Here is a 20523-nt window from a genome sequence, read left to right as displayed (position 1 = left end):
GGTGAGCAGCGCCATCTGGGCGATGATAATTCGCCGTACCAGCGTGGGACGCTTCAGGAGGTACCAGACGTTTCGCATTAACCCGTCACCTTCTGAACAGCAACGGTATCAATGACGTATCCGACGCCCCGCACCGTTCGCACATAGCCTTCACCAATTTTCCGCCGCAAATTCCCCATATGGACGTCGAGCGCATTACTGAGATTTTCTTTGTTGCCGAATATCCTTTCTTCCAGAAAACGTCGGGTAATCACCCGGTCAGCGCGCAGCATCAACGTTTCAAGAAGCGCATATTCACTGGCCGTCAATTCAACGTGACGCGCACTCACCGTCACGCGACGCGTCGGTACATGAAGCGATAAGTCCCGGATCTCTATTGCCTCATTTTCAAAACCATAGCTGCGTCGGGCAAGAGCCCTGACTCGCGCCAGCAGTTCGGCGAGAACGAAGGGTTTGACAAGATAGTCGTCTGCACCGGCATCCAGCCCGCACAGGCGATCCTGCAGCGTACCTCGCGCCGTCAGGATGATGACGGGGATCCCCTTCAGCTGCTGGCGCAAACGCGTCATCAGGCTCATGCCGTCGCCGTCGGGCAGCCCCAGGTCGAGCAAAACAAGTTCCGGCGCGCAGACGTCAAGCTGATGCAGCGCATCCTCTTTACGGCGAACCCATATGACATCAAGTCCTTGATCTGAAAGGGCGATACGCACGCCATTGCCAAGATCCAGGTCGTCTTCGATTAGTAAAATTTTCACATTGATAACTGTAACAACCGTGGATGAAGAACAACTTAAGAAAAAAACGGTAGCAGGAAATCGGTCCGGTTTACAGCACCGGCTCGCGCTTCAGCGTTTCTTCATTTTCGGCTCATAAGAACCTTAGGGTCGGTATTCAAAATGGGCGTCCTGGCGTTTAACCGCTTGCATCGCAACCATTTGAATCCATAAGGGCTTCTTTAATGAGAAACATCGAACTGCGTCATACGTTCCTCCATTCACTTTCGGGCTTCAGACTAAAAAGCATAGTGCCGGGCGTTGTTCTGGCGTTACTGGCCACCCCGGTAATGGCGGCAGAGCAGAAGGGTAATGTCTTAACTCTGGGGGGCGGCGCGGACGTCGCGCCACGCTACTCGGGTTCGGATAAAAGCCGCGTCAGCGCGGCTCAGGTGGTGGATTATTCGATGGCGAATGGCTTCTTTATCAGCACCACGCGGGGTATCGGTTACGGCAATAACATCGGTAATTTCGATTACAGCGCTGCCCTGAGCTATCGCGCAGGCCGTAAAGATAAAGACGTCAGCAGCGATTCGATCGCCTCCGGCAGCGACGAGCTGCGTGGAATGGGCGAGATAAAAGGCTCGGCAATCGTTGTGCCCGGGCTGGGGTACAAGGTGACCGACTGGCTTCATCTGCAGCTGCAGGCTGAGGTGCCGGTTTCTGAGAGAGACAACGGAGAGGCGGTGCATTTCGGCATTTCCAGCCCGATCTATGCCTCATCAAAAAATGAGGTGACGCTGGCGCTGACCGGCAGTTGGGGATCCGGCAAGTATATGCAGACGTACTATGGCGTCAGGGACGCTCAGTCGAGCGCATCGGGGTTTGCCCGACATGACGCCGGGGCAGGGATTTATGCCTGGTCTATGAATCTTGACTGGACCCACAAGCTCACCTCGCGCTGGAGCGTGCTTGCCGCTGCGGGGGTTACGCAACTGACGGGGGATGCGGGTGACAGCCCGATCGTACAACGTAAAACGTCCCCCACGGGGAGTTTGAAGGTGACGTACAGTTTTTGATGGCGGTTGCTTATGAGTTTGAGCGCGCAATAGCGACGAATTTGAGCCGCTCCGGTTAAGATGACGGGGCGGTGCTTTTGATGACGGGAATAATGATGGATTATTTAAATTCATTGCAGAGAATATTGTCACTTGATCCTTCACGAATGCAGGTGCTTTACGCGGTTCGTGATTTGCAACTTCCTGATTGCTGGATAGGCGCGGGTTTTGTCAGGGATGCCGTATGGGATCACTTGCATGCCTATTGGAAAAAGTCCTTTTCAGGCGATGTGGATGTGGTCTGGTTCGATCCCGAATGGTGTACGCCAGACGATGAACGTCATCTGGAAGAAAAACTTAAGCAACGGATGCCCGCTTTTGACTGGTCCGTAAAGAATCAAGCCAGGATGCATCTGCGTAATGGTGATAATCCCTATCGCTCAACAGAAAATGCGCTGTTGTACTGGCCCGAAACTGCGACGGCTGTAGGCGTCAGGCTGGGCGCTAACGATGTTATTGAGGTCATTGCACCCTATGGTCTTAATGACCTGTTTGAGCTGAGTTTAAGACCAACGCCTGCGTTTGAGCGGGAAAAATATGACGTATTCAGGCGGCGCGTTGAAGAGAAGCGGTGGTTAGAACGTTATCCTCAACTGCGACTTATTAATTGAGCATAATTAATAGCTTAAAGTCTAATCTGTCTGTTGGGCGCTTATGCCTGTGAACCTTACAGATGACCTGTTGCACACGATCGTGAGCCTTATGTTACGCAAGATATATTACTCAATTTCTGATGCATGAAATCTATGAGCGCTCGTGTTTTAGCAGGCAAGTAGCGCCGATCTGAATAAAGTGCGAACAATTGCAGTGGAGCAGGGGATTGTTCAAAGTTAAGCTCGATTAGCCGTCCATCGTTGATGTAGGGTTGGCAGGCTTGTTTCGATAGAATGGCAAAACCGACACCTGCTACAGCCGCTCGTCCTGCCATCTCTCCGCTGTTTACCCGGTAGTGGCCTTTAACCTTTATCGTCTCGAATCCCCCCTTTTTATTAACAAACTGCCAGGGAGCACCTTTAAGTGCGCTTACGGTTGTAATACAGGGTAATTCTTCAAAATGCTGTATATGAGAAGGGGTGCCATAACGTTGAATGACAGAAGGTGCAGCAACGATGGTACAAGGGATAGTCACCAGATGGCGAGCGATGTAGTCACTGTCATCCATCTGGCCACGGGTGACAATGATCGCTAAATCCAGATCGTCACGAACGGATTCAAAGCCAGACAAATTTGTGACGCAGCTAATTTCCAGATCCGGGTGCTGACAGGCGAAATCGGCAACTATAGATCCCAGCAAGACCGGGCCTATTTCATTAGGAATACAGATACGTAACGGGCCCTTAAGCTGCATTTGCCGCAACGTTAATTCTGTTTCAGTTTGCTCAAGTGCCTCCAGTATTGGCTTCGCTCGGTTATAGAGCAGGTGGCCCGCTTGGGTGAGTTTCATATGGCGGGTACTGCGCTCTATAAGCTGAAGATTGAGTTTGTCTTCTAACTGAGAAATACAACGACTCACATTTGATGTCGGCATTTCCAGCGCCCTGGATGCCCCAACAAAACTCTCTTTTTCAACCACAGCAATGAACACTTTCAGGGTATTAAAATCCAGAGGCGGCCGCATTGATTATCCCATAAATGATAACAATAAGTGCCATTTTTACCATCTAATGAACAGATTTGATAGCGGTTAAACTCGGAGATCTTTCATCCACAGGTCGCCTGCTATGCCACTGGTCACAAAAACGTTAAATCATAAAACACTCACACGAATCGCTGCTGTAATCGCTTTTATCCAGTTCACGAATGCGCTGGAATATATGATGTTCAACCCTATTTTTGCTTTTATGGCGGCTGATTTTGCTGTTCCCGTATCCTTCTCAGGCTACGTTTCCGGCCTGTACACAACAGGTGCCGTTCTGTCGGGCATTATCGCTTTTTACTGGATCGGTCGTTTTAATAAGAAACGCTTTCTCATCGCCAATATGGCTCTCCTGGGGCTGCTGACCTTTTTAACGACATTGACTTCCAGTTTTAGCCTTTTGCTTACATTACGATTCTGTGCAGGATTGTTGGGCGGTACCACAATGGGGGTGGGTATCAGTATATTGATAAACCACGCACCGACTCACTTGCGTGGAAAAATGTTAGCGGCGGTGATTGCGTCATTTTCGATAGTAAGCATTGCGGGAATGCCCACAATATTATTTTTATGTACTCATTATGGCTGGCATATCGCTTTGTGGTTCATCAGTACGCTGTGTTTGTTGGCGTTGCCACTGATTATCACCGTCATTCCACAAGATCGCGTTTCTTTCGAGACACCCCATTCGCAGCCTCTCAATGTGGATATTTTACTGTTTGCTTCCGCTAATGCGCTTGTACAGTTTAGCCCAATGCTGGTCGTTCCTGTTCTGGTACCATTACTGTTACAGCAGCCTGGCGCTTCTCAGGACATGTTGTCCTGGCTATTCTTCGGCGGGGGGATGGCAGGGTACCTGTCGACAAAAATGACAGGCGTGTTAACGACACGTTTTTCTGCTGTGGTTCTGGCGACAGCTTCAACTATCGTTTTTATTCTGAGTTTGCTCATTCCAATCCTGGGGCTTCCGCATCCGGCGCTATTTATTACTTTATTTCTCGGTGCATCTTATAGTCGTCTGGTTTCATCTTCGGCGGTTACGATTCAGTTTCCTGATAACAGGCAACGCGCAGGATTCATGTCATTACAAACATCAATGATGTATTTGATTACAACGATCGCATTTTTTTTGTCTTCTTTTTTATTACCTGGGCATGACATGTCACAACAAAAAATGAACACGTTACTAACGGTAAGCGCCATTTCCGCATTAGGGTTCCCAATCATCGTTATCATTTTGCAAAAGAAACTGGCTAAACGTAAGAACCAACCCGATCTTCTCGTCATTGATTAGCATAACGTCCGCTTTTGGCTGTGAGTACAACGGATCGATGCAACGCGATCCTTTATCCGGAGCATTTGAAAGCCAGAACCTCGTAAAGAAGTGTGCCAATATTACGTGGGTGATATCTATATCCGGAGAATAACGTGTTCGGAAGAGTTTTATTAAACTACATGCCAGGGTTACAAAATTTGTTAGCCTACGATAAAAGCTGGCTAAAACAGGATGTTAAAGCCGGGTTATCCGTTGCGGCTGTAGCGCTACCCGTAGCTATTGCTTATGCTGAGCTGGCAGGGGTTGGGGCAATAGTGGGGCTTTATTCGTGCGTTTTACCGATGATAGCGTATGCACTGTTTGGTTCTTCACGTCAGCTTATTGTTGGCCCTGATGCCACAACCTGCGCGGTGATTGCGGCCGTCGTCTTTCCGCTTTCTGCAGGTAATCCCGAACTGCACTGGCAACTGACGATTATCATGACATTGATGATGGGCGGGTGGTGCCTACTTGCCAGTAAGTTTCGTCTGGGCGCACTTGCCGATCTGCTTTCTCATCCCATTCTTACGGGTTTGCTAAATGGCGTAGCCGTGACGATTATTGTCGGGCAATTAGGCAAGGTTTTAGGGATCAAGCTAGATGAAGCACAGGTTATTGAAAAAATAATAGCCTTGCCAGGCCGATTGTCAGACAGCCATTTATTAACCATAGGGATATCACTTTTAACGTTAATTATTTTAATGGTTATTAAAACGTATCGTAGCCACTGGCCAGCACCGTTGATTGCCATTGTGCTGACAACGGTTCTGGTGTGGGGAACATCTGCGCAACAGTATGGTATCGCCACGATTGGGGGAGATGGCTTCCAGTCGGGCTTACCCGTCGTTAACTGGGGGGAATTCCAGCCTGGTCCGATGCGTGATTTGGTGATCCCGGCGCTGAACCTGGCTTTGGTCAGTTTTGTGAGTCTGATGCTGACCGCCCGCAGTTTCGCCGCGAAAAATGGTTATGAAATCAATGCTGATGCTGAGTTCAGAGCACTGGGTATTGCGAACATTATGTCTGGGTTATCCCAGGGTTTTGCTATCAGTGGAGCTGATTCCCGGACCGCGGTTAATGATTCAGTGGGTGGGAAAAGTCAGCTGGTTTCCATAGTCGCGGCCTTACTCATCGGTATCGTTGTGGTATTTTTCACCCAGCCATTACAATTTATTCCGGTATCTGCATTAGGTATTGTTCTAATGTATGCCTCGTGGTCATTAATTGATTTACGTGGGCTCTGGAACCTGAGGCGCAGAAATAAACAGGCATTCCGCCTGGCCTTCTTCACTTTTGGCTGTGTTTTAATTATCGGCGTTATCCAGGGGATCGGCCTTGCGGTGTTGCTTGGCCTGTTACAGTTCCTTCGTACAGTGTTTCGTCCCTCTGAGCACTTGTTGGGCACTGACGAAGATGGAATGATTCACTCATTAGGTAATACAACCGATATTAAAATGGTCCCGGGCGTGCTGATGTATCGATTTAACTCACCGTTGACCTATTTTAATGTGGCTTATTTTAAACGTCGGGTATTGAACCTGGTTGATGGTACTGCATTACAACCTAAATGGGTGGTCATTGATGCCGTTGCTTGCTTCACCTATTCAGACATCAGCGTCCTGGCAACCATTAATGAGTTAAAGCGTGACCTGAAGGGGCGAAAGATTACGTTAATCCTGGCGGGCAGAAAAACGGAATTAACGCGCTGGTTTAAAGAGAGTCGGCCAACGATGAATGATGATGACATGATTCTGGCGCCAGACCTCTATCTGGCACTTCGGTTCATTCAGAGTAAAGAGAGTGCGAGTGAATCAGGTGGCGAGGTATAAGTTAAAGGCTTGCCCGCCACCGGCGAGCAAGCCACACCTCTAGCGATACAGCGTCTTTTCCGCAACCGGAATAAGCAGTCCGGATCGCCAGTCCGCCAGCGTCAGCTGCGCAAGCCTGCCCAGCGCGGTATAAAACGGATGCCCGGCGTTATCGACAAACACTGACAGGAAGCGGGTGCTCCACGGCAGGAGGTGCCACGCCAGAAGCTGAGCGCACTCCGCTTCGCGGCCATTCTCGGCCAGCCACGCCGCGAGCATTAGCAACGTGCCAAAGTGATCTTCCGGTTCCTGTTGCTGCATCTCAAACGCGATATTGTTCTCCCGCATCCACTGTCGCAGCGCGAGGGTCGAATCGCCAAACAGCACGGATTCACGGTCCAGCCAGACGGAACCCCACGGCGGAGCGGGCAGGGCATAAGGACCAATAAACAGCCGTTGCCAAGCGTCGGTCAGCGGTTCATCGGAAGATGAGGCAAACGTATCGGCAACGGGCTGCAGCGCTTCCGGCGGCAGGGGCCAGTCCTGAACCCATTCGCCAGCGGTGAGAGCGCTCACCAGCGGCGCGGCCTGCTCGCTGTCGGGAGCGAAATAAAACAGCGCGCCCAGTACCCTGGCACTGAACGCGAACGATTCACGATGTGAGACGTCTTCCATAAAACTTTCCTTGCTTGCGCGGACGACGCCCGCGCGACTGTGATAACCGATAATACTGACCATAGATTAAACTATGGTCTCGCGTTTCACCTTTTACACCTTCTCAATCTGCACCAGATTGGTGTGCTGCGGGTTGCCTTTTGCCAGCGGAGAAGGTCGATGGGTCGTCAGCGTGTTGATGCATGAGCCGTGGTCGATACGATCGCCACTCATATTGGCATCGTGCCAGGCACCCTGGCCCATGGCGCTCACGCCGGGCATGATGCGTGGCGTCACTTTTGCTTCAGTTCGCACCTCACCGCGACTATTAAAGACGCGCACCGTATCGCCGTTCCTGATGCCGCGTTTTTCGGCATCGACAGGATTAAGCCAGACCTCCTGGCGGCAGGCCGCTTTCAGCACGTCGACGTTGCCATAGCTCGAGTGGGTTCGGGCTTTAAAGTGGAAACCGAACAGCTGCAGCGGGAACTGCGCACGCTCGGGCGCATCCCATCCGTCAAAGGTCGATGCGTACACGGGCAGTGGGCTAATGGTCTCGTCTTTTGCCAACTCCCAGGTCGCCGCAATCTTCGCCAGCTTGCTGGAGTAAATTTCAATCTTGCCCGATGGCGTTTTCAGCGGATTGGCTTCCGGGTTCTCGCGGAATTTTTTATAGGCCACAAAGTGTCCGTTCGGATCTTTGCGCTTATAAATGCCCATTTTTTTCAGCTCGTCATAGGACGGTAGTGCGGGATCTTTTGCGAGCATTTTGGCATACAGATACTGCAGCCACTCTTCCTGCGTGCGCCCTTCGGTAAATTTCTGATGAATATCCGGCCCGAGGCGTTTTGCCACTTCGCTCATGATCCAATAGATGGGCTTACGCTCAAACTTCGGTGCAGTCACGGGCTGGAGGAAAATCAGGTAGCCCATGTTGCCTGCATAATCGTTAGGAATGATGTCTTCCTGTTCGACGGTCATCAGGTCGGGTAACACGATATCGGCGTACTTCGCTGACGAGGTCATGAAGTTATCAATGACGACGATCGTTTCGCATTTACTTTCGTCCTGCAGGATCTCGTGAGTTTTATTGATATCGGAGTGCTGGTTAATAATGGTGTTGCCCGCGTAGTTCCAGATGAACTTAATCGGCACGTCCAGCTTATCCTTACCGCGCACCCCGTCGCGCAGGGCGGTCATTTCCGGGCCACGGACTATGGCATCCGTCCAGCTAAAGCAGGATATTTGCGTTTTAACCGGATTTTCCGGCAGCGGCATACGTTCAATAGTGATGGTGTAGCTGGATTCGCGCGCGCCACTGTTGCCACCGTTGATCCCCACATTACCTGTGAGGATCGGCAGCATCGCGATGGCGCGGGAGGTCAGCTCGCCGTTCGCCTGGCGCTGTGGTCCCCAGCCCTGGCAGATGTAGGCCGGCTTCGCGGAGCCGATTTCGCGGGCCAGCTTGACGATACGATCTACCGGAATGCCGGTGATGTGCGAGGCCCATTCAGGCGTTTTCGCCGTGTTGTCATCCCCCTGGCCGAGAATATACGCTTTATAGTGACCATTCGCGGGGGCGCCTTCCGGCAGCGTTTTTTCGTCATAGCCAACGCAGTATTTGTCCAGGAACGGCTGGTCGACCAGGTTTTCGTCGATCAATACCCAGGCAATAGCTGCCACCAGTGCGGCATCAGTACCCGGACGGATCGGGATCCATTCATCTTCGCGTCCGGCTGCCGTGTCGGTGTAACGCGGGTCGATGACAATCATGCGCGCGTTGGACCGCTCGCGAGCCTGCTCCAGATAATACGTAATCCCGCCGCCGCTCATGCGCGTTTCCGCCGGATTATTGCCGAACATCACCACCAGTTTGGTGTTTTCAATATCCGAGGTGCTGTTCCCGTCATTGCTGCCGTAGGTATAGGGCATGGCGCAGGCGATTTGCGCCGTGCTGTAGGTGCCGTAGTGGCTCAGAAAACCGCCGTAGCAGTTCATCAGGCGCGCCACCAGCGAAGCGTAAGGAGAGGAACGGGTGATATTGCCGCCGACAATGCCGGAGGAGTAGTTAATATACACCGCTTCGTTGCCGTATTTGTCGACCACGTCTTTCAGGCTGGCGGTGATAGCGTCCAGCGCTTCATCCCAAGTGATGCGCTCAAATTTGCCCTCACCGCGTTTGCCCACGCGTTTCATCGGGTAGTTCAGGCGGTCAGGGTGGTTGATGCGTCGGCGAATAGAGCGCCCGCGCAGGCAGGCCCGGACCTGGTGATTACCATAGATATCCTCACCGGTGTTATCCGTTTCGACCCAGTACACTTCATTGTCGCGGACGTGCAGGCGCAGCGCGCAGCGGCTGCCGCAGTTGACCGAGCAGGCACCCCAGACCACTTTATCTTCCGCAGGCTGGACGGCATTTTGCACCGCAGCGGCTGCGCTTTTTAGACCAAAAGGAAGCGAGATCCCGCCAGCGGCAAGCGCCAGAGAACCTATTGCGGTAGATTTCACGAGAGTTCGGCGGCTAATACCGCCGTGATGATCGACCTCAGACATGGCTCACCCCAAGATTGAGATTACGTATTATTTTTACCCGTGATTACAACCGGGCTAATGATGGGGTGAGTGTTACTTATTTGGAGGTATTAGATCTTAATCCTCATCAAATCAAAGGGGATTGAAGGTAAATTACTGAGATTCCGCAGCCCCATTGCCTGTACGGGTGTACAAAATTTTAAAGGTGTCGTTGGCGCAGTGGCCCACCACCTGCGCGTCCGGCTGGTCAGCTTGATCATTCGGCACAATGCTCAGCGTAAAACCTGACTCCGGCACGCCGTTGTTGATAATCTTCTGCTGAATGTCGCTTTTCACGCGCTCGCAGGAGTCGGGTGCCGCCAGCGCGGCGGTTGAAGCACTCATTAACAGCAGGGCGGTAATCCAGGGTAACCGTTTCATCTGTAGCTCCTTTTCTCTGTGTATAGATTAATTTTAGCATGCTTCGTGTAAACAACTGTATTTGCTAATATGATTGGGAATAATCTCTCTGTATTGGTAAAGAATGTGAAGAAATATGCAGCGATAACGCTCCTGGCAGCCGCTCTCGCAGGGTGTGACAACAACTCCGCGCCGCTGTCGTTTACGCCGGAGATGGCGAGTTTTTCAAACGAGTTTGATTTTGACCCTCTGCGCGGCCCGGTCAAAGACTTTACCCAGACGCTGTTCAACGAGAAGGGCGAAGTGTCCAAACGGGTTACCGGCACCGTGTCGGCGGAAGGGTGTTTCGATACGCTGGAACTGCACGACCTGGAGGCTAACACGGGCGTAGCGCTGGTGCTGGATGCCAACTACTACATTGATGCAGAAACCCAGCAGCGTAAGGTGAAGCTGCAGGGCAAATGCCAACTGGCCGAACTGCCGTCAGCCGGGGTGACGTGGGATACCGACGACAACGGCTTTGTGGTGGCCGCGCACGGCAAAGAGATGGAAGTGAAGTATCGATACGATGCGGATGGCTATCCGCTGGGCAAAACCACTGTCTCCGGGGATCAGCATTTATCGGTGCAGTCGACGCCGTCAAAGGATCTGCGCAAAAGAATGGATTACTCGGCCGTGAGCCTGTTAAACGACAAGCCGCTCGGCAACGTGACGCAGAGCTGCGACTACGATCGACACAACAACCCGGTCAGCTGCGATCTCACCATCACTGACGACAGCGTTAAGCCTGCCGTTGAGCGCAAGTACACCATCAAGAATACGATTGAGTACTACTGAGAATAAAACCGCGCAGGTTACTGCGCGGTTGGTTTCAGCAGGCTGGCGCCTGACGGCTTGTGTCCCGCCAGGTGCTGATGCTGGAAGATGCACATGCGGATGGTGTTGCGGTATTCGCCGTTGATAAAGAACTCGTGAATCAGCTCGCCTTCTACCATAAAGCCCAGCTTACGGTAGATATGGATCGCTTTCTCGTTCTCTTTATCCACGATCAGGTAAAGCTTGTAGAGGTTCAGGACGTTAAATCCGTAATCCATCGCCAGCTTCGCCGCCCGTGAGGCCAGGCCTTTCCCCTGGTGCTCAGGCGAAATAATGATCTGGAACTCCGCCCGACGGTGAACGTGGTTGATCTCAACCAGCTCCACAAGCCCCGCTTTTTCACCCTCACACTCCACCACAAAACGACGCTCGCTCTGATCGTGAATGTGCTTATCGTAGAGATCGGACAGCTCGACAAAGGCCTCGTACGGCTCTTCGAACCAGTAGCGCATTACGCTGGCGTTATTGTCGAGCTGGTGGACAAAGCGCAGATCTTCACGCTCCAGCGGCCGGAGTTTTACGTCACAGGGCGCCGACATTATGGGGCAACCGTACGACCAGTGCGGCGATCCAGGCAGCGCAGGGTGTTCGGCTCCCAGTAGGCATTGACATTCGCACTTTGCTGACACTTATCGCGTGCGTCGAAGGCGACATCTTCTTTGTCCCACTCTTTCTCAGCACGTTTGTTGACCTTCTGACGAAGGCTGCGGGTGTCATTCCATTGTTCTTTGTCCATCGCGGCGTTCTGGCGGCTTTGCGCGCTGTCACCAGACTCAATAACGAGCTTGCTGGTTTCCGCTGTCGCAGAGGCGGCAAAGGCGAACGATGACAGCGCCAGCAGGGCTGTCAGACAAAGGCGTTTGCTTAATGTAGTCATAGCGTTTCCTTTAAAATGGGTGCAGATGAGCAAGTTTCCCCGTTCAGATTCTACACCAAAGAGCAATAACGGCATACCCGCGGAGCGGGTATGGAAAAGTAAAGGACATTATCGGGTATGATGTCTAAATAGATCCTCACCTGACGTTAACTATGCTCAAAACGACGCTGCTTTTTTTTGCTACCGCGCTATGCGAAATCATCGGCTGCTTCCTACCGTGGCTTTGGCTGAAGAAGGGAGGGTCGGTATTGCTGCTCATCCCGGCAAGCGTCGCGCTGGCTCTCTTTGTCTGGCTGTTAACGCTGCATCCGGCTGCCAGTGGCCGCGTCTACGCCGCATACGGTGGTGTCTATGTCTGTACTGCGCTGCTGTGGCTGCGCGTGGTGGACGGCGTCAAACTTAGCGCCTACGACTGGGCCGGCGCGCTGGTTGCTCTGTGCGGTATGCTGATCATTGTGGCGGGATGGGGGCGGGCCTGAGCCCCCGGTTTTGTGATCGTTGGCGGATTTTATGATCATTATACTTGTATGGTAGTAGGGTTGGTGGGTAAATTTCCAGCATCATAACGAACGATGTAAGGAAAGGAATTATGAAGATTGTCGCGGCTGACGTGTTTGTTACCTGCCCGGGGCGGAACTTTGTCACCCTTAAAATCACCACCGATGAGGGGATTGTCGGCCTCGGTGACGCTACGCTGAACGGGCGTGAGCTCTCCGTTGCCTCCTACCTGAAAGATCATCTCTGCCCGCAGCTGATTGGCCGCGACGCGCACCGTATCGAAGACATCTGGCAGTTTTTCTATAAGGGCGCCTACTGGCGTCGCGGGCCGGTCACCATGTCGGCCATCTCCGCCGTGGATATGGCGCTGTGGGACATTAAAGCCAAAGCGGCCAATATGCCGCTCTACCAGCTGCTGGGCGGCGCATCCCGTGAGGGCGTAATGGTCTACTGCCACACCACCGGGCACACCATTGACGACGTGCTGGAAGATTACGCCCGCCATAAGGAGATGGGCTTTAAGGCCATCCGCGTGCAGTGCGGCGTGCCGGGCATGAAAACCACCTACGGCATGGCCAAAGGGAAGGGGCTGGCCTACGAGCCCGCCACTAAAGGCGACTGGCCGGAAGAGCAGCTCTGGTCCACCGAGAAATACCTCGATTTCACGCCAAAGCTGTTTGACGCGGTACGCAGCAAATTTGGCTTCAATGAACATCTTCTGCACGATATGCACCACCGCCTGACGCCCATCGAAGCGGCGCGCTTCGGCAAGAGCATTGAAGCATTCCGCATGTTCTGGATGGAAGACCCAACGCCCGCTGAAAACCAGGAATGCTTCCGCCTGATCCGCCAGCACACCGTCACGCCAATTGCGGTGGGGGAAGTGTTTAACAGTATCTGGGACTGCAAGCAGCTCATCGAAGAGCAGCTTATCGACTATATCCGCACCACCATCACTCATGCTGGCGGGATCACCGGGATGCGCCGCATCGCGGACTTCGCGTCGCTCTACCAGGTGCGCACCGGCTCGCACGGCCCGTCGGATCTCTCGCCTGTATGCCACGCGGCCGCGCTGCATTTTGACCTGTGGGTGCCAAACTTTGGCGTCCAGGAATATATGGGCTACTCCGAACAGATGCTTGAAGTCTTCCCGCACAGCTGGCGCTTTGATAACGGCTATATGCACCCGGGCGACAAGCCGGGCCTGGGCATCGAGTTTGACGAAAAGCTGGCGGCGAAATACCCCTACGATCCGGCCTATCTGCCGGTGGCCCGTCTTGAAGACGGCACGCTGTGGAACTGGTAAGCGAGGAATGAACGATGAAAAGCGTAGTGATTCAACAGCCGAACGAACTTGTGATTGAAGAGCGGCCACGACCGGAGCCCGGCGCAGGTGAAGTCCGCGTCAAAATCACGCTGGCGGGGATCTGCGGTTCGGACAGCCACATCTACCGCGGCCATAATCCGTTTGCGAAGTATCCACGCACGATTGGCCACGAGTTCTTTGGCGTGATTGACGCCGTGGGAGAGGGGGTAGACAGCGCGCGCCTGGGCCAGCGCGTCTCGGTTGATCCGGTGATCAGCTGCGGACACTGCTATCCGTGCTCCGTCGGAAAACCGAACGTCTGCACCTCGCTGGTGGTGCTGGGCGTACACCGTGACGGCGGCTTCAGTGAATATGCGGTAGTGCCCGCTAAAAATGCCTGGCTAGTTCCGGACGGCATTCCTGATAAGCACGCCGTCATGGTTGAGCCCTTCACCATCGCCGCCAACGTGACGGGGCAGGCTAATCCCACCGAACAGGACATTGCGCTGATCTACGGCGCAGGGCCGATGGGGCTGGTCACCGTGCAGGCGCTGAAGGGTGTCTATAAGGTGAAGGAGATTATCGTTGTTGACCGCATAGACGAGCGCCTGGCGATGGCCCGGCGCAGCGGCGCGGACTGGGTCTTAAATAACAGCGAACAGTCGCTGCAGGCCGCGCTGGACGAAAAAGGCATCAAGCCGACGTTAATCATTGATGCCGCCTGTCACCCGGCGATTTTGCACGAAGCGGTCACTCTGGCCTCTCCGGCGGCGCGCATCGTGCTGATGGGGTTCTCCAGCGAGCCGAGCCAGATAGTCCAGCAGGGCATCACCGGCAAAGAGCTGGCGATCTTCTCTTCGCGCCTGAATGCTAACAAATTCCCGGTCGTCATCGACTGGCTGCAAAAAGGGCTGATCGACCCGGACAAACTGATCACCCATACCTTTGACTATCACCATGTAACAGACGCCATCGAACTGTTTGAAAAAGACCAGCGGCAGTGCTGCAAAGTCTTACTCACGTTCGGACAATAATCCTATACGCGGTTAAGAGCCTGCGCAGACAGGCTCTGGTGGTACGCATCTTACCTTTTAGAGATAGCCATTATGACGCAAGCACAACCTCAAAGAACCACCTCCGATCTGGTGAAAGCCGCCGTCTCCGGCTGGCTGGGCACCGCCCTGGAGTTTATGGATTTCCAGCTGTACTCGCTGGGCGCCGCACTGGTCTTCCATGAGATCTTCTTCCCGGAACAGTCCGCCGCGATGGCGCTGATCCTCGCGATGGGCACCTACGGCGCTGGCTATATTGCGCGCATCGTCGGGGCCTTTATCTTTGGCAGAATGGGCGACAGCATTGGTCGTAAGAAGGTGCTGTTCATTACCATCACCATGATGGGGATATGCACCACGCTGATTGGCGTGCTGCCGACCTACGCGCAAATCGGCATTTTTGCGCCCGTACTGCTGGTGACGCTGCGTATTATTCAGGGGCTGGGCGCCGGGGCAGAGATCTCCGGGGCCGGGACCATGCTGGCGGAGTATGCGCCAAAGGGGAAGCGCGGCATCATCTCCTCGCTGGTGGCGATGGGTACAAACTGCGGAACGCTGAGCGCCACGGCGATCTGGGCCATTATGTTCTTTGCCCTCGACCGTGAACAGCTGCTCGCCTGGGGCTGGCGCGTGCCGTTCCTCGCCAGCGTCGTGGTGATGATCTTTGCCATCTGGTTGCGGATGAACCTCAAGGAGAGCCCGGTGTTTGAGAAAGTAAACGATGCAGAAACCGTGCAGCCGGACACCTCGCTGGGTTCAATGGTGAAAAGTAAATCCTTCTGGCTGGCGACCGGCCTGCGTTTCGGTCAGGCGGGCAACTCGGGGCTGATCCAGACATTCCTCGCGGGTTATCTGGTCCAGACGCTGCTGTTCGATAAAGCGATTCCCACCGATGCGCTGATGATAAGCTCCATTCTCGGGTTTATCTCCATCCCGCTGCTGGGCTGGCTTTCCGATAAAGTGGGGCGCAGGCTGCCGTACATTATCCTTAATATCTCCGCCATTATTCTGGCCTACCCGATGCTGTCGATTATCGTCGATAAAAGCTATGCGCCGGGGACAATCATGCTCTCGATCATCGTTATCCATAATTTCGCCGTGCTGGGGCTGTTTGCGCTGGAAAATATCACCATGGCGGAGATGTTTGGCTCGCGGAATCGCTTTACCCGCATGGCTATCTCTAAAGAAGCGGGCGGGCTGGTAGCGGTGGGCTTTGGTCCGGTTCTGGCGGGGATCTTCTGCAACATGACCGGCTCCTGGTGGCCGATCGTTGCCATGCTGGTGGCCTATTCCGCAATCGGCCTGGTTTCGGCGTTCCTGATGCCGGAAGTACGCGACCGCGATTTAAGCGCGGCGGAAGATGCTGCGGAGGCCGCGCCAAAAGAGAGCGTGGGCTACGGTGCGGTCTCCACGCGGCGCTAGTGGTTTATATCTTGCGTGACTTATCACACAACTTTTTGTTTATGTCACACCACATGAGCAAAAGTTAATATAAATCAAAATCTCAAACGGTAGTATCAGTATGGTTGATGGCAGTTATTTTTTACCCCAACTGCCATTCTAGTTGGTGTAGTCAGCAGACGCTGCCGCTTCAGAAGGAGCGGCAGCGATCCACAGCTTACTAATTAGCGAGTCTTAATCATGGAAAACACCTTATTACAGGCCAACGCGACGCTGCCTCAGTACGATCGCGACAGTCTTAAAGCACGCATTGTACATTTAGGCTTCGGCGCATTTCACCGCGCTCATCAGGCGGTGTATGCCGATATCCTCGCGGCTGAACACAGCAGCGACTGGGGCTACTGTGAGGTTAACCTGATTGGTGGCGAGCAGCAGATTGCCGATCTGAACGCGCAGGATAATCTCTACACCGTGGCGGAAATGTCTGCCGATGCCTGGACCTCCCGCGTGGTTGGCGTAGTCAAAAAGGCACTGCACGCGCAGGTTGACGGCCTGGAGAGCGTGCTGGCAGCGATGTGTGAACCTCAGGTGGCGATTGTTTCGCTGACCATCACCGAGAAGGGGTACTGTCACTCGCCGGCGACGGGGCAACTGATGCTCGATCACCCGTTTATCGTCGCCGACCTGCAAAACCCGCACCAGCCCAAATCCGCGCCGGGGGTAGTGGTGGAAGCGCTGGCGCGTCGCAAAGCGGCGGGTCTGCCTGCGTTTAGCGTGATGTCCTGCGACAACATGCCGGAGAACGGCCACGTGATGCGCAACGTGACCTGCGCATACGCCCGGGCGGTAGACGGCGAGCTGGCGGACTGGATCGAGGCAAACGTCACCTTCCCGTCAACCATGGTGGATCGTATCGTGCCGGCGGTTACTCCCGATACGCTGGATAAAATCGAAAAGCTGACCGGCGTGCGCGATCCGGCGGCGGTGGCCTGTGAACCGTTCCGCCAGTGGGTGATCGAAGATAACTTTGTGGCAGGGCGCCCCGAGTGGGAAAAAGCGGGCGCCGAGCTGGTTTCAGACGTGATCCCGTTTGAAGAGATGAAGCTGCGCATGCTCAATGGCAGCCACTCGTTCCTGGCGTACCTGGGCTATCTGGCCGGATACCAGCATATCAACGACTGTATGGAAGATGAGAGCTACCGCGTCGCCGCCCACGCGCTGATGCTCAACGAGCAGGCGCCGACCCTGAAAGTGAAGGGCGTCGATTTAGAACGCTACGCTGACCTGCTGATTGCCCGTTACAGCAACCCGGCCCTGCGTCACCGCACCTGGCAAATTGCGATGGACGGCAGCCAGAAGCTTCCGCAGCGTATGCTGGACTCCGTACGCTGGCACCTGGTGCACCAGACGCCTTTCCCACTCCTGGCGCTGGGCGTGGCAGGGTGGATGCGCTATGTCGGCGGCGTTGACGAGCAGGGTAATGCCATCGATGTGAGTGATCCGCAGCTGGCGGTGATTCAGGCGGCGGTGAAAGGGAGTGCCGAAGGGGAAAACCGGGTTAACGCGCTGCTCGGCATTGAGTCCATTTTTGGGAAAGAGCTGCCGCGAGAAAAAGCCTTCACAGACGCCGTGATGAGCGCATATCTGACGCTGCTGCAGAAGGGGGCAAAGAACACGGTTGCGGAGTGCGTGTCACATCTGTAATTCAACACATGCCGCCGTTCGCGGCGGCATGTTGGCGCACAATTTAGTGCATACCCAGACGAATCAGTTCAATTGGTTCGAACTTACCTTCGCATCCTTCCACTTCCACCGTTTTGCCACGGCGCACCTGCGCGGCATCGAGCCCGTCGCTGTGGATTGCCTTAATCACGCCGGTTTTGCCGGTGCCGCTAATCATGACGCGGCTGCCGGTGGTGATTGCATTGCGGTTACGGTCGTATGTCATCATGGTATTTTCTCCTCTCTAAACTATCCGTTACGGCGCTATTTCAGCTTTTGCCGTTCACGGGGCACTATAAATACGCCTGTCTGCCAGCCATGTTTTTGTTTTTGATCAAACTCACACTTTTTTCTTTATTCCGTGGGGTGCTGACGGTTAACGACAGCAATTTACAAAGCAGACCGTTATTTTCATTTGTTTATAGTTTCGAAGAGGAAGTGTTGAGGATTGGTTTATATTCCCGATGCCATTCTGGGTACAGGAAATAACCCTTCATCGGAATAAGGAGTCAGGCTTATGTATAAGAAGATTTTGATGCCTGTTGACGTGTTTGAAATGGATTTGAGCGACAAAGCGGTTCGCCACGCGGCTAACCTCGCGAAGGCTGAGGGCGCGTCGATTACCCTGGTCAATATTCTGCCAGCCAGCAGCCGGTCTCTGCTGCGAGGATTCAACGCCGATATTAAAAAGTTTGAAGAGTATATGACCGCGGAATCCGCGAAGAAAATGAACGCGTTAAAAAGACTGTTCGATATCTCTGCGGAGAATATTCACTCTCTGGTTCGTTTTGGTAACGTCCGCGATGAAATTATCAGACTGAGCAAAGAGGGGGAATATGACGTGATTGTCATCGGGTCGAAAAATCCGGGCATCACTACCCATCTGCTGGGATCAAATGCAGAATCTATTCTGCGCTACGCCACCATCCCGGTGTTAGTCGTTCGCTAATCACAACGCCGCCCGCGAATGGGGCGGCAAATATCACTCTTCGCTAAACCACTCGCTATTTTCCTGACGAATAAGCTGCACGGATTCGCCGATCTCCTGCAGATGCAGCGTCATCGCTTTTTCCACGCCGTCCGGGTCGCGTTTTTCCAGCGCGCTGAAAATATCGTGATGCTGTCGGAGCAGCATTTCCGGCGGGGAGACGTGATCGAGGCTCATATAGCGCACCCGGTCAATGGTGGCCTTGATGTTCTCGATGGTATCCCAGGCCAGCTGGCAGTCCGCAATTTGCGCCAGCTTCTGGTGAAACTCGTCATCAAGCTGGAAGAAATCGTTGAGCTGCTTACGGTCAATCGCAATTCGCTGCTGATGCAGGTTTTGCTCCAGCAGGTAACACTGGTTGTCATTAATAAGCGTTGCAGCACGGCGCACCACCGCGCATTCAATCGCCTGGCGGACGAAACAGCCGTTGCGCACCTGAGAGAGTGAAATTTTGTTCACGTAGCTGCCGCGCTGCGGGCGGATCTGAATCAGGCCGTTCTCAGCAAGCTTAATAAACGCTTCACGCACCGGCTGGCGGGACACGTCAAAACGCACGGAGACCTCTTTTTCAGAAAGCGGCGTTCCCGGCGGGATCAGGCAATGGACAATATCACGTCGCAAAATGCGATAGATTTGCTGGTTTACGGGCTGGGTGGGATTGAGTTGCGATTCAGCGGCCATGAGTTGTCAGTTCTCAGAGAGTTAGCCTGAACATACTACCATTCTTTTACAACCCGAAACAGACCCGGCCCGCAGGCCGGGAAGGGCATATTTAGCCACGATGGACGCTAAGTCCGGCAAAACTCTGGCTGACCGGCATCATCTCTACGGTATTGATGTTGACGTGTTTTGGCAGCGTTGCCACCCACCAGACCGTTTCGGTCACATCTTCCGGCGTCAACGCGTTGGCGTTTTCGTAGGTTTTATCCGCTTTCGCGTCATCACCCTTGAAGCGCACGTTGGAGAATTCGGTGCCGCCTACCAGGCCCGGTTCGATATCGGTGACGCGAATGGCGGTGCCGTGCAGATCGGTACGCAGGTTCAGGCTGAACTGGCGAACAAAGGCTTTGGTTGCGCCGTAGACGTTACCGCCCGCGTAAGGCCAGCTCCCGGCGGTAGAACCGATGTTGATAATGTGGCCGCGGTTGCGCTCCACCATGCCCGGCAGCACCGCGCGGGTCATGTACACCAGCCCTTTGTTGTTGGTGTCGATCATGTTTTCCCAGTCCTCAACGCTGGCTTTGTGGGCAGGCTCCATGCCCAGCGCCAGACCGGCATTGTTGACCAGTACGTCGATGGCGCGCCACTCTGCCGGCAGGTTAGCAATCATCTCTTCAATGGCCGCGCGGTTACGCACGTCCAGCTGTGCGGTCAGGATGCTGTCACCTAATTCGTCCTTCAGCTCCTGCAGGCGCTCCTGACGACGGCCGGTTGCAATAACCTTGTGTCCGTTGGCGACGAAGCGACGCGTGATGCTTTCACCAAAACCCGCCGTTGCTCCGGTAACTAAAATAATCATCTCACTGTTCCTCAACGCTTTTTGTGTTGCACTAACATAGCACGGTCGCAGAGGGTGCGTTAAGGCAACATTTGTATGACGGCGTTGCAGGCGATGGCGGCCTGGCCTA

The 20523-nt window shown here is 53.9% G+C and carries 21 protein-coding genes; 11 read left to right on the top strand and 10 right to left on the bottom strand.

The annotated features are described in order from the left end of the window. Positions 1–77: 77 nt before the first annotated feature. Positions 78–755 carry a response regulator gene (locus tag URZ40_RS01240; protein ID WP_192981418.1) on the bottom strand — a complete coding sequence of 226 codons (678 nt, stop codon included), beginning with the start codon at positions 753–755 and terminating at the stop codon, positions 78–80. Positions 756–958: 203 nt separating this feature from the next. On the opposite strand from URZ40_RS01240, the gene URZ40_RS01235 reads away from it, so the two are divergent. Further along, positions 959–1792, top strand: a complete 834-nt coding sequence (locus tag URZ40_RS01235) for a MipA/OmpV family protein (RefSeq protein ID WP_320719625.1) — start codon at positions 959–961, stop codon at positions 1790–1792. 95 nt (positions 1793–1887) lie between these two features. Further along, positions 1888–2442 (top strand): nucleotidyltransferase family protein, encoded by a 555-nt coding sequence (locus tag URZ40_RS01230; RefSeq protein ID WP_302218831.1) that lies wholly within the window; start codon positions 1888–1890, stop codon positions 2440–2442. An 89-nt stretch (positions 2443–2531) separates the two neighbouring features. Here the strand turns inward: URZ40_RS01230 and URZ40_RS01225 are convergent, their stop codons facing one another. Then, positions 2532–3449, bottom strand: coding sequence for a LysR family transcriptional regulator (locus URZ40_RS01225; protein WP_116340213.1), 918 nt, complete (start codon positions 3447–3449; stop codon positions 2532–2534). Positions 3450–3552: 103 nt separating this feature from the next. Between URZ40_RS01225 and URZ40_RS01220 the strand changes: the two genes are divergently transcribed. Both URZ40_RS01220 and URZ40_RS01215 read left to right on the top strand, forming a co-directional pair. After that, positions 3553–4761: an MFS transporter gene (locus tag URZ40_RS01220; RefSeq protein WP_116340211.1), complete on the top strand. Its 1209-nt coding sequence runs from the start codon at positions 3553–3555 to the stop codon at positions 4759–4761. A gap of 134 nt (positions 4762–4895) precedes the next feature. Continuing rightward, positions 4896–6611 carry a SulP family inorganic anion transporter gene (locus URZ40_RS01215; protein ID WP_320719623.1) on the top strand — a complete coding sequence of 572 codons (1716 nt, stop codon included), beginning with the start codon at positions 4896–4898 and terminating at the stop codon, positions 6609–6611. Between the two features lie 39 nt (positions 6612–6650). Here the strand turns inward: URZ40_RS01215 and dmsD are convergent, their stop codons facing one another. The 3 genes from dmsD to URZ40_RS01200 all read right to left on the bottom strand — a co-directional run bounded on the left by dmsD (position 6651) and on the right by URZ40_RS01200 (position 10196). After that, positions 6651–7265, bottom strand: a complete 615-nt coding sequence (gene dmsD, locus URZ40_RS01210; protein ID WP_166710978.1) for a Tat proofreading chaperone DmsD — start codon at positions 7263–7265, stop codon at positions 6651–6653. Between the two features lie 93 nt (positions 7266–7358). Continuing rightward, a complete protein-coding gene (ynfE, locus tag URZ40_RS01205) occupies positions 7359–9797 on the bottom strand; it encodes a selenate/tellurate reductase subunit YnfE (protein WP_320719622.1) in 2439 nt (812 codons plus the stop codon). Between the two features lie 132 nt (positions 9798–9929). Continuing rightward, positions 9930–10196: a DUF1161 domain-containing protein gene (locus tag URZ40_RS01200; protein ID WP_316379033.1), complete on the bottom strand. Its 267-nt coding sequence runs from the start codon at positions 10194–10196 to the stop codon at positions 9930–9932. Between the two features lie 69 nt (positions 10197–10265). Here URZ40_RS01200 and URZ40_RS01195 point away from each other — a divergent pair, with 69 nt between their 5' ends. After that, on the top strand, positions 10266–11012 hold the full coding sequence (locus URZ40_RS01195) for a YnfC family lipoprotein (protein ID WP_395312775.1): 747 nt from the start codon (positions 10266–10268) through the stop codon (positions 11010–11012). Between the two features lie 17 nt (positions 11013–11029). Here the strand turns inward: URZ40_RS01195 and speG are convergent, their stop codons facing one another. After that, a complete protein-coding gene (gene speG / locus URZ40_RS01190) occupies positions 11030–11590 on the bottom strand; it encodes a spermidine N1-acetyltransferase (protein WP_023311549.1) in 561 nt (186 codons plus the stop codon). After that, positions 11590–11928 (bottom strand): DUF1283 family protein, encoded by a 339-nt coding sequence (locus URZ40_RS01185; protein WP_063145673.1) that lies wholly within the window; start codon positions 11926–11928, stop codon positions 11590–11592. Before URZ40_RS01185 ends, speG begins: the two co-directional genes overlap by 1 nt. A 152-nt stretch (positions 11929–12080) precedes the next feature. Here URZ40_RS01185 and URZ40_RS01180 point away from each other — a divergent pair, with 152 nt between their 5' ends. The 5 genes from URZ40_RS01180 (at position 12081) to URZ40_RS01160 (ending at position 17889) form a co-directional block, all read left to right on the top strand. After that, entirely contained in the window at positions 12081–12407 is a 327-nt protein-coding gene (locus tag URZ40_RS01180) for a YnfA family protein (RefSeq protein WP_032657499.1), read from the top strand. A gap of 110 nt (positions 12408–12517) precedes the next feature. Next, positions 12518–13732: a starvation-sensing protein RspA gene (rspA, locus tag URZ40_RS01175; protein ID WP_116340201.1), complete on the top strand. Its 1215-nt coding sequence runs from the start codon at positions 12518–12520 to the stop codon at positions 13730–13732. A 14-nt stretch (positions 13733–13746) separates the two neighbouring features. Continuing rightward, positions 13747–14766, top strand: coding sequence for a Zn-dependent oxidoreductase (locus URZ40_RS01170; RefSeq protein ID WP_320719621.1), 1020 nt, complete (start codon positions 13747–13749; stop codon positions 14764–14766). Positions 14767–14838: 72 nt separating this feature from the next. Continuing rightward, a complete protein-coding gene (locus URZ40_RS01165) occupies positions 14839–16206 on the top strand; it encodes an MFS transporter (protein WP_166710986.1) in 1368 nt (455 codons plus the stop codon). 219 nt (positions 16207–16425) lie between these two features. Then, positions 16426–17889, top strand: a complete 1464-nt coding sequence (locus tag URZ40_RS01160) for a mannitol dehydrogenase family protein (RefSeq protein WP_320719620.1) — start codon at positions 16426–16428, stop codon at positions 17887–17889. A gap of 43 nt (positions 17890–17932) precedes the next feature. Here the strand turns inward: URZ40_RS01160 and ydfZ are convergent, their stop codons facing one another. After that, a complete protein-coding gene (ydfZ, locus tag URZ40_RS01155; protein WP_028013008.1) occupies positions 17933–18136 on the bottom strand; it encodes a putative selenium delivery protein YdfZ in 204 nt (67 codons plus the stop codon). A 288-nt stretch (positions 18137–18424) separates the two neighbouring features. On the opposite strand from ydfZ, the gene URZ40_RS01150 reads away from it, so the two are divergent. Continuing rightward, a complete protein-coding gene (locus tag URZ40_RS01150) occupies positions 18425–18856 on the top strand; it encodes a universal stress protein (RefSeq protein WP_116340191.1) in 432 nt (143 codons plus the stop codon). Positions 18857–18889: 33 nt separating this feature from the next. Here the strand turns inward: URZ40_RS01150 and URZ40_RS01145 are convergent, their stop codons facing one another. Together URZ40_RS01145 and ydfG are read right to left on the bottom strand one after the other, a co-directional pair. After that, on the bottom strand, positions 18890–19576 hold the full coding sequence (locus URZ40_RS01145; protein ID WP_028013010.1) for a GntR family transcriptional regulator: 687 nt from the start codon (positions 19574–19576) through the stop codon (positions 18890–18892). Between the two features lie 91 nt (positions 19577–19667). Then, complete coding sequence (ydfG, locus tag URZ40_RS01140) at positions 19668–20414, bottom strand: bifunctional NADP-dependent 3-hydroxy acid dehydrogenase/3-hydroxypropionate dehydrogenase YdfG (RefSeq protein WP_023292548.1); 747 nt, start codon at positions 20412–20414, stop codon at positions 19668–19670. Positions 20415–20523: the final 109 nt, after the last annotated feature.

The sequence above is a fragment of the Enterobacter sp. 296B2 genome, from assembly GCF_034106185.1.
Classification (GTDB): domain Bacteria; phylum Pseudomonadota; class Gammaproteobacteria; order Enterobacterales; family Enterobacteriaceae; genus Enterobacter; species Enterobacter cloacae_N.
This window is presented reverse-complemented; position numbering and strand designations above follow the sequence as displayed.